8 protein-coding genes and 1 other annotated feature are annotated in these 9670 nt (G+C 51.7%); of the genes, 6 read left to right on the forward strand and 2 right to left on the reverse strand.

Annotated elements, in window-relative coordinates:
* Positions 1-571 precede the first annotated feature (571 nt).
* Positions 572-2935 carry a type I DNA topoisomerase gene (topA, locus tag ACFSOY_RS12320; protein WP_386047074.1) on the reverse strand — a complete coding sequence of 788 codons (2364 nt, stop codon included), beginning with the start codon at positions 2933-2935 and terminating at the stop codon, positions 572-574.
* A gap of 108 nt (positions 2936-3043) precedes the next feature.
* Positions 3044-3288, forward strand: a binding site (T-box leader).
* Positions 3289-3398: 110 nt separating this feature from the next.
* Here topA and trpS point away from each other — a divergent pair.
* The 6 genes from trpS (at position 3399) to spoVAE (ending at position 7660) form a co-directional block, all read left to right on the forward strand.
* On the forward strand, positions 3399-4412 hold the full coding sequence (trpS, locus tag ACFSOY_RS12325; protein ID WP_386047076.1) for a tryptophan--tRNA ligase: 1014 nt from the start codon (positions 3399-3401) through the stop codon (positions 4410-4412).
* A gap of 249 nt (positions 4413-4661) precedes the next feature.
* Positions 4662-4868 carry a DUF1657 domain-containing protein gene (locus ACFSOY_RS12330; RefSeq protein ID WP_386047077.1) on the forward strand — a complete coding sequence of 69 codons (207 nt, stop codon included), beginning with the start codon at positions 4662-4664 and terminating at the stop codon, positions 4866-4868.
* A 57-nt stretch (positions 4869-4925) separates the two neighbouring features.
* Positions 4926-5786 carry a DUF421 domain-containing protein gene (locus tag ACFSOY_RS12335; protein WP_386047079.1) on the forward strand — a complete coding sequence of 287 codons (861 nt, stop codon included), beginning with the start codon at positions 4926-4928 and terminating at the stop codon, positions 5784-5786.
* A 24-nt stretch (positions 5787-5810) separates the two neighbouring features.
* On the forward strand, positions 5811-6284 hold the full coding sequence (spoVAC, locus tag ACFSOY_RS12340; RefSeq protein ID WP_386047081.1) for a stage V sporulation protein AC: 474 nt from the start codon (positions 5811-5813) through the stop codon (positions 6282-6284).
* Between the two features lie 6 nt (positions 6285-6290).
* Positions 6291-7313, forward strand: coding sequence for a stage V sporulation protein AD (spoVAD, locus tag ACFSOY_RS12345; RefSeq protein ID WP_386047083.1), 1023 nt, complete (start codon positions 6291-6293; stop codon positions 7311-7313).
* Positions 7310-7660 carry a stage V sporulation protein AE gene (gene spoVAE / locus ACFSOY_RS12350; protein ID WP_386047085.1) on the forward strand — a complete coding sequence of 117 codons (351 nt, stop codon included), beginning with the start codon at positions 7310-7312 and terminating at the stop codon, positions 7658-7660. Before spoVAD ends, spoVAE begins: the two co-directional genes overlap by 4 nt.
* A 564-nt stretch (positions 7661-8224) precedes the next feature.
* On the opposite strand, the gene ant(9) is transcribed toward spoVAE, so the two are convergent.
* Complete coding sequence (gene ant(9) / locus ACFSOY_RS12355; protein ID WP_386047087.1) at positions 8225-9010, reverse strand: aminoglycoside nucleotidyltransferase ANT(9); 786 nt, start codon at positions 9008-9010, stop codon at positions 8225-8227.
* Positions 9011-9670 lie beyond the last annotated feature (660 nt).

Below are 9670 nucleotides of genomic sequence, written 5' to 3' on the forward strand. Positions count from 1 at the left end.
GCATCTCTCTTCATAACACTCGTTTAGTTTTCAAGGATCAATCGTTTTGCTCTTTCGCGTCGTCCGCTCTCTCGCGGCGACAAGAGTTATCTTACCACGGCACCAAGAGGCAATACAACGCATGCTTCCCCTGATTTGAGAACAAATTTCATTGTAATCAGCTTTTATAACCTGTCCGACATAACAAGCTCCTGATTTTGTTCTCTCTTTACAGAAATCGCACAGAACCATAACTTGTTTCTCGAAATAGCTCAATAAAGATCCGTTTGACCCGATCGATCTAAAGCTCGGAACGCGATCGGAACACATCTCTCATCTCTCATCTCTCATCTCTCATCTCTCATCTCTCATCTCTCATCTCTCATCTCTCATCTCTCATCTCTCATCTCTCATCTCTCATCTCTCATCTCTCATCTCTCATCTCTCATCTCTCATCTCTCCAACCTCGATGCACATCCGCTTTTCAGATAGCTTGCCCCTCTAAGCCAGCATAGAATCGGTCTGCCGCCCATCACCACCTGTAGTCATAAAAATCCCGAGCAACCTGTTGCACTAGCTGCTCGGGATCTGATCATTTTTTCTTCTTCACCTGTTTATATCTCTTTTTCACGTCAGCAAATTCGAGCTCGTCGATCACCTGCACGCTTTCACTCCATTTGCCGGTCGTGCGACAGCGCGGGTAGCCAGAACACCCAAGAAACTTTTCTCCCTTCCCCTCGCGCAACACCATCACCGAACCGCACTTCGAACAGCATTGGTTGGTCACTTGCACAAGCTTTGGAACGTTTGCCATCGGGTTGCCTTCCTTGTCCACCTTCTGCACATGCTTGCACTGCGGATACCCGCTGCAGGCCAGAAACTCGCCATACTTCCCTTTGCGCAAGACCATCTGCTTCCCACACTTTTCGCAAGAATGCTCCGTTTCCACCGCCAGCGGCTCCGGCTTGCCACCCTTTCCATACGCAAACTTCGCCCGGCATTGGTAGCAATGATACTGCTTCACCGCCTTGCGCTTGCCTTTAGGTGTCACATCGCACAGATACAGCGGCTTGCTGCAGCTGAGACAGGGGACCTCCGTCTGCCCGCCGACCGGAACGATAAATTTGCAGGACGGATATCCGCCGCATGCGTAGACGAGGCCAAACTTCGTCGATCGCTTCCACAGCTTTTGCCCGCACGCCGGGCAGGGCAGCACCGTCTCCTCACCGAGCACCACTCGCTCAGCCGACTTCATCGCAAGCTCCAGCGCTTTGGAAAACGGGTCATAAAAAGTTTGAAGCATCCCCCGCCAGTCGCGCTCGCCTTCCGCCACCTGATCGAGCTGTTTTTCCATCTCCGCCGTAAACTCGACATTGATCAGCTCGGGGAAGTTCTCCACCAGCGTCTGGCTGACCACCTTCCCGATGTCGGTCGGATAAAAATTCTTGTTTTCGACCGTCACATAGTCGCGCGCCTTCAACACGGAGATGATCGACGCATAGGTGCTCGGCCGTCCGATGCCTCGCTTTTCCAGCTCTTTGACGAGGCTGGCCTCAGTAAAGTTGGCTGGCGGCTTCGTGAAGTGTTGCGAAGGCGTGATCTTCTCACAGATCAATTGCTGCCCCTCTGCGACAGGCGGCAACATCGGCTCCTCATCCGCCTTCTCCTCTCCCGCGTGCTTGCTGTCCCTGCCCTCTTCGTACAGCTTCAGAAAACCGTCGAAGATCAAAGTCCGCCCATTCGCCTTCCAGTCGAATCGTCCAGACTGGATGCTGACCGACACCGTATCGTAAATGGCGGCCGACATCTGACTCGCCAAAAATCGCTCATAGATCAGCTTGTAGACGCGGTACTGCTCCGGTGAAAGCTGCGATTGAACCCGCGCCGGGGTCAGATCGAGATGGGTCGGACGAATCGCCTCATGTGCGTCTTGCGCGCCACCTTTTGATCGATAGTTGGTCGGTCGTTTCGGGCGATAGTCCGCGCCAAACCACTCCTCGATCTTCCGGAGCGCCTGTTGTTGCATCTCCGGCGCCACCCGCGTCGAGTCGGTTCGCATATAGGTGATCAGCCCTGTCGGCTTGCCCTCGACGCTGACCCCCTCGTAAAGCTGTTGGGCAACTCGCATCGTCTTGGCCACATCGAAGCGAAGCTTGCGCGCCGCCTCTTGCTGGAGCGTCGACGTTGTGAACGGCGGTGCAGGATAGCGCTTTTTCTCCGCTCGCTCCACCTTCCGCACCACAAAGGTCTGCTCTTTCGCCTCTGCGACCACAGCGGCAGCAAGATCCGCTTGGCCGATCTTCGCCTTTTTGCCGTCGATCTTCTCCAGGGCACAGGTGAAGAGCGGCGCTTGCGGATCGGTGTGCACCTGCGCCTTGATCTCCCAGTATTCTTCCGGCTTGAACTGCTCGATCTCATCGCTCCTCTGCACGATCAGCCGCAGCGCCACCGATTGCACGCGCCCCGCCGATAGCCCATGTTTGATCTTGCGGCTCAAAAACGGACTGAGCTTATAGCCGACCAGACGGTCCAGCACCCGCCTTGCCTGCTGGGAGTCGACCAGGCGGTAATCGATCTGGCGCGGGCTCCGCATCGCTTGCAAGATCGCATTTTTGTTGATCTCATGAAACAGCACGCGCTCGATGTTGCGATTGCTCGGGCGCAACAGCGCCTCCAGATGAAAGGCGATCGCCTCGCCTTCGCGGTCAGGGTCGGTGCTCAAGATGATTCGGTCGGCCGACTTGGCGAGCGAGCGAAGCTCTTTGACGACCGCCGTCTTTTCCTTCAAAACTTCATACTGCGGCTGGAACTGATTGTCCACCTCTACGCCGAGCCCACTTTTGGGCAGATCGCGCACATGTCCCATCGAAGCTCTGACAATATATTCTTTTCCCAAATAGGAATTGATCGTTTTCGCTTTTGCAGGTGATTCTACAATGACGAGATGTTTTGCCAACGTCAACCCAACATCCTTTCGAACAAACATTCTCCCCCCAGTATACCACGCATGAAAAAATGCAGTTGCGTTTTTCCGGCATGGGGAGTAGAATACTAACAATTTCACATGTTTGCGATGATGAAGAAGAGTAAGCATCATTGATACTTCAGAGAGCTGACGGACGGTGCGAGTCAGTGTGGAAATGTTGCTGAATGGCCTTCGGAGCTCCCAGACCGAACCGAGAGAAGTAGGCTCTGGCGGAGATGTCTCACCGATACAAGAGACTAGGTATTGTAGTCGAGTACCGAAGAGTGAGTTTGCGCTGCTGCGCAAGCTAATAAAGGTGGCACCACGGGTTCTTCGTCCTTTTTTGGACGAAGGCCCTTTTTTATTTTCGATGTCAAAAGGGAGTGATTTCGCATGAGCGATGGCTGGTGGTTCTTTCACACTGTACAACCAACAACAATTTGGAGGGATTTTGATGGCTAACCAACAGACGCAACAAAAACAGATCGTAACTTCTGGAATCCGCCCGACCGGCGAACTGCACCTCGGCAACTACTACGGTGCTCTGCTCAATCTGACCCGCCTGCAAGACCAGTATGACGCCTACTTCTTTATCGTCGACCTGCATTCGCTGACGACGCATCCGAACTCCGCTGACCTGCGCCGCAACCTGATCGGCGTCGCAAGGGATTATGTGGCGGCCGGGCTCGACCCGGAAAAGTGCGCGCTGTATGCGCAGAGCTCGATCTCCGATCTGATCGGCGAGCTGCACACCTATCTCAGCATGGTGATGCCGCTCGGAGAGCTGTTGCGTTGCCCGACCTTTAAGGAGAAGGCGAAAAAGCATCCTGACAACATCAACTACGGTCTGGTCGGCTATCCGGTCTTGATGGCGGCAGACATCCTGATCCATAAGGGCACCCTCGTGCCGGTGGGCGAAGACCAAGTGGTTCATCTGGAGATGGCGCGCACCATCGTGCGCCGCTTTCAGCAGATCTATGGCGACCTCTTTCCGGAGCCTCAACCGCTGATTGAAAATGCTGTTCGCATCCCCGCGCTCTCCGGTCAAGGCAAGATGAGCAAATCGGATGCGCGCGACTCGTATATCTCGATGCGAGATGAGAGCGATCAGATTCAAGCAAAAGTGAAAAAAGCGTACTCTGACCCCGCTCGGGTCTATAAGCATCAGCCCGGTCATCCGACGATCGAAGGATGCAACATCTATCACCTTCACTCCTTCTTCACAGAGGCTGATCTGCTGGACGGCCTTGCTGCTCAATGCCAACAGGCGGCCATCGGATGTGCAGATTGCAAACATCATCTCGCCACTTCGCTCACCTCGATCGTCGAACCTTTTCGCGAGCGCCGTGCGCAAGTGTCGGACGATGATGTTGTGGACATCCTGACGATCGGCGGCCAAAAAGCGCGCGCTTCTGCTGAGCTGGTTCTGGCAGAAGTCAGGAGCGCGATGGGTCTCCGCACGTTTTAACTCCCACAAATTCAAGCTGGTCGACGCGCCCTTCAAACAGGCCGCGTCGACCAGCTTTCCTTGTAAGGCCCTCCGCTAAAACGGGAGGGTCTCTTTGCTGTGTCCGCGCATCTTTGCTTTTCAAACAAACTCTGCCACTCATTTGCAAAACGTGCGTTCAGAGCGACGGCGTCCCACCGCGATCTGACCTGCAAACGAATAAATACCGCCCTGTTGTAGATTCTATACTTGTCAAAGGAGGTGACCGTCATGACGATTTCACAACAGGTAAAAACAACTGTGGCTTCTCTGAAAGGCGCTCAGGCGAATCTGGAATCATTTGCACTCGCAACGCAAAACAAACAAGCAAAACAACTGTATACACAAGCTGCTCAAGACACGCAGACCATTTTGCAAAACCTTGAACAGCGTGTCACGCAGCTGGAGAAGGAAGAACCGCAATACAAAGGATTTTAAAATTGCCTGAACATGGAGGGAGAGGACGATCCTCTCCCTTTTTAAGGAGGAGGTAGCATGCCAGATTGGCTGAATATACTCATCCGGTCCTTGGTATCGATCGTCTTCGTTTTTATACTCACGAAGCTCATTGGCAAACGTCAGCTCTCCCAGATGACGTTTTTCGAATACACCGTGGGGATCGCGCTCGGCGATCTGGCGGCGATGATCGCAGATGATCTCAGCGGCCCTATGTACAAAGGCATCCTCGCGATGTCTGTCTACGCTGGCTTTCCGATCCTGCTCGGATGGCTTGCCCTCAAGAACAAGTCGGTTCGCAATTTTGTCGAAGGGAAAGCGACGATTCTGATCAAGGACGGCAAGGTGATGGAAGACAATCTCAAAAAAGAGCGGATGTCTTCTGATGAACTGTTGGAGCACTTGCGGTTGAAAAATGCATTTCGCGTGGCCGACGTCGAGTTCGCCTTGATGGAACCGAATGGAAAAGTGAGCGTCCTGATGAAATCACAAAATCAACCGATCACGCCAAAGCATCTCGGCGTGACTGTCGCTCCTGAGACAGAGCCGCAAACGGTGATCATGGACGGGAAGATTCTCGACGAGTCCCTCGCGACGCGCGGTTTTAACCGCGGATGGCTGAACACCGAACTCAACAAAGCTGGCGTACTGCTGGAAAATGTATTCATCGGCCAGGTCGACACGAACGGCCAGCTGTTTCTCGACCTCTTTGATGATCTGATTCAAGTTCCGCAACCTCAGACCTTGAAGCTTACATACTTGACCTTACAAAAATGTCAGGCTGACCTGGAAATCTTCGCGCTATCTGTACAGGACGCCGCAGCGAAAAAAAGGTACGAGCAAGAGGCAGCACGGCTGAAGCAAGTTTTGGACGACGTTACACCTCTCTTGACTCGCTAGATCAATCACAGGTGGTGCAAGGCGATGGCAAATCAGAAAAAGCAGAAATTGACCCCCACTCAGCAGCAATACCAAACGCTTGCCAAAAAGCATGAACCTGAAATCCCCTTCATCAGCCGATTTCTCCGCGCCTTTTTTGTGGGCGGAATGATCTGTGTGCTCGCTCAAGGTATTCAGGAGTGCTTCATCCATTTTTTCGACTTTAATGAAAAGACAGCGAGCAATCCGACCGTTGCGGTGCTCATCTTGATCTCCGTACTCCTCACCGGGTTTGGAGTATACGATCGGATTGCGCAATGGGCAGGGGCTGGCACCGCTGTTCCGGTCACCGGATTTGCCAATTCGATCGCATCGGCCGCGCTGGAACACAAAAGCGAAGGGTATGTGCTCGGGGTCGGCGGCAACATGTTCAAACTGGCAGGTTCTGTGATCGTCTTTGGCGTTTTCGCTGCATTCGTCATCGGGGTGATCCGGACACTGATCTCGATGGGAGGCTGATCATCGATGAAACAAGGGCATCAAACATGGTTGTTTCCGAGCAAGCCCGTGATTCTTTCCTCAGCTGCGATCGGAGGCCCGCTTGAAGCTCAAGGACCGCTAGCCGATGATTTTGACACGCTCCACGGCGACATGCTGTTGGGCCAAAGCAGTTGGGAAAAGGCGGAGAAGACCCTGTTGGAAGAGTGCTGTGACAAAGCTATCGAGAAGGCGGGGCTGACAAAAGAGCAGATCGAATATTTTCTCTGCGGCGACCTGATGAACCAGATCGTCTCCTCCAGCTTTACAGCCCGCACGTTACAGACTCCATTTCTCGGGCTGTTCGGAGCGTGTTCGACCTCGATGGAAGGCCTTGCTCTCGCTTCCTTAATCGTGGATAGCCAATCTGCCGACTATGTGCTGACCGCGACGAGCAGCCATAACTCCTCCGCCGAAAAACAATACCGCTATCCGACCGAATACGGTGCGCAAAAACCCCCCACGGCGCAATGGACGGCAACAGCAAGCGGGGCGGCCGTCGTCGGACGTGAGGGTGCAGGTCTTCGCGTCACGTCGGCCACCATCGGACGAGTGGTCGACATGGGGCTGACTGATCCGTTCAACATGGGTGCTGCGATGGCTCCGGCAGCCTTTCATACGATCGAGTCCCATTTTCGCGACCTGCAGATCTCCCCGACCGCCTATGATCTTGTCGTCACCGGAGATCTGGGGCGTGTCGGGCATAGCATCCTCTCCGAGATGTTTCAACAGCATCAGATCGAGATTCCACCAGAGCGATACAGAGATTGTGGGATGATGATCTATGGAGAGAATCCGAATGTCTGGTCGGGGGGCAGTGGTTGCGGGTGCTGCGCTTCTGTCACGTACGGTCACCTGCTGCATCGGATGAAAAGAGGGGAATGGAAACGAATCTTGGTGGTTGCGACCGGGGCTTTACTATCTCCGCTTACGTTTCAGCAAAATGAATCGATACCTTGCATCGCCCATGCTGTTTCCATCGAAGCGGAATCGGAGGAGGGAGTGCAATGATCTTTTTGTGGGCGTTTCTCGTCGGTGGTGCCATTTGCGTGGTCGGCCAGTTTTTGATGGATGTGATGAAACTTACCCCCGCCCACACCATGTCGACGCTCGTTGTGGCCGGGGCGATATTAGGAGGGTTCGAGCTGTATGATCCGTTGATCAAAATCGCCGGAGCAGGCGCATCGGTGCCGATCACAAGTTTCGGCAACGCGCTGGTGCACGGTGCGCTGCAGGAAGCGCAGAAAGATGGATTGGTCGGCGTATTGACCGGCATTTTTGAAGTGACGAGCGCAGGCATCTCAGCTGCGATCGTCTTCGGCTTTCTCGGTGCGCTCGTGTTTCGTCCCCGGGGGTAGTTGTGATCTATTGTTTCGCTCCCCTCAACTTAACGGTTCGACTGTGTGACTATGGTCAGGAGAGCCTCTGCTACAGAAATTATGAAAAAGCTGTCGCGCCCCTCAAGACGCAACAGCTTTTTGTCATTTGCAATGGAGGGATCAGCTATCAAATCTAGCTCATTTCTTCTCGATCTGCAGACTGCCAACCTCCAAGAGCTTATGATCCCATATATTTCCTCTTGCCAAAAGATAAAAGACCCGGTCATCAGATCGGGTCTCATCTCGCCTCGTGGCGTCTTACTCTTTTGGAACGCTACGGTTCAAGTACCATCTCTCCACTTTCGCTCCAGTGGCTCTTCACTCCGCTTCAAACGCGGCGCCTTTTCTATTTCCTTTTCGTATTCAAAATAAAAGGCTCTTTTCTATAATATTGTTGCTCACTTGATTTCCATAGAAAAGCAAAGCAAAACCCACCATCCGTTATTGGTTTTGCTCAATTTTCTAACTACCGCACCCATTTGTTTAAGTACATTGCTTCACAATCTCTTCTTATTTTCGTGTTTTTAAGTCTTTCAAACACGTTCAGATACTAAGATGTGACTCTATAGAGTTTTTCATATGATTAACGAGTGCTATTACCTCGCTGTCCAGTCCTTCCCACTTATCAACATACTCTCCGCGATAGGCTTTTCTTGCTAAGTTGAGTAAAATCGCATGCTCTTTAGGCAACTGAGGTATAGCCCATTCTGCAGCCATATCTTTTGATGAGATTTCACCAACAGCCACTGTCAGCCACATTCGTGCAAGGGTTAAAATTACGTTTCGTTCGTCGCCCTTGATGCCCTCAATTAATCCTGGCAAAGATTCCATAATCGCCCTTCGAATATGTGTCATCGGCACGGGTTCAAGTATATCAGAAGCATCAGAACCAAAAAGAGAAACGCTATTCATTCTCACTTGTGCTAAAACAATAGCCAAATCAGGGTCATAAGTTGGTTCCTGAATCTGTCCATTCTCAAACTCATCCCTGAGCCATTCACCATAGATATATTCATTTTTTGGCGGAAATCGCCAGGGGACAACATCTCCATGGTTTATTACCGTGACTTCAAGTGGTCGCACAGAATCTGAATTTCCTATCTTTCCGGATATATGCATTAGTCTGTCTGTCAGTTTTCTGCGAATCACTTCAGTCAAACTTTTATTTACAACCACTAGGACATCTACATCACTATTAATGCGTAAGCCACTAGTTACTGCAGAACCAAATAGATATACCCCGACTATTGCACTGCCAAGCAACTCCTCTACAACTTTAAATGCTTGGATCGCTTCCTTCGGTATTTTTTCGTTATTCAAGTCACTCACCAACCACAAGCTCCTTTTGTTTAAAATGTAATACTTTCTTAAGTCAAAATACTCATATATGTAGTTTGACTACATAAACAATACTGCTGGTTAGTGCAATTCTCAAGCCATCTTGAATGACCACACAGGGAGGGGAATATGGCATTCCTACATGACTCAAGCACGATTGAGTGTTTCTTTGCGTTCCTGCTCATATGTTTGTGCAACGAAAAGCTCATAAACATTCGCCCATTTCATGCGTACATCCCCTTGAATACAAACTTACGTTCGCATTCATTATATCAGAAAAACAGACAGAGTGCATAAGCAACAATATTTTAGAAAAGAGCTAAATAAAAAGACCCAGATCCTCAGATCGGGTCTCATCACGCCTAGCGGCGACCTACTCTCCCAGGACCCTGCGGTCCAAGTACCAGACCTCCGCTTTCGCTCCGGTGGTTCTCCGCTCCGCGTCGAACGCGGCACCTTTTCTATGTCCTTTTCGCATTCAAAAGAAAAAGACTCGATCTCAGTTCGGATCTCATCTTCAAGCATGGCGCCTCTTCATTTTCCTTTTCACATATAAAAAGAAAAAGACCCAGATCTCAGATCTGGGTCTCATCACGCCTAGCGGCGACCTACTCTCCCAGGACCCTGCGGTCCAAGTACCATCGGCTCTGC

Source organism: Tumebacillus lipolyticus (genome assembly GCF_042682745.1).
Lineage (GTDB): Bacteria > Bacillota > Bacilli > Tumebacillales > Tumebacillaceae > Tumebacillus_A > Tumebacillus_A lipolyticus.

Excerpts from the sequence above, each read along its gene's own strand:
- trpS (WP_386047076.1), top strand. The coding sequence starts at position 3,399 with ATGGCTAACCAACAGACGCAACAAAAACAGATCGTAACTTCTGGAATC.
- ACFSOY_RS12330 (WP_386047077.1), top strand. The coding sequence starts at position 4,662 with ATGACGATTTCACAACAGGTAAAAACAACTGTGGCTTCTCTGAAAGGC.
- ACFSOY_RS12335 (WP_386047079.1), top strand. The coding sequence starts at position 4,926 with ATGCCAGATTGGCTGAATATACTCATCCGGTCCTTGGTATCGATCGTC.
- spoVAC (WP_386047081.1), top strand. The coding sequence starts at position 5,811 with ATGGCAAATCAGAAAAAGCAGAAATTGACCCCCACTCAGCAGCAATAC.
- spoVAD (WP_386047083.1), top strand. The coding sequence starts at position 6,291 with ATGAAACAAGGGCATCAAACATGGTTGTTTCCGAGCAAGCCCGTGATT.
- spoVAE (WP_386047085.1), top strand. The coding sequence starts at position 7,310 with ATGATCTTTTTGTGGGCGTTTCTCGTCGGTGGTGCCATTTGCGTGGTC.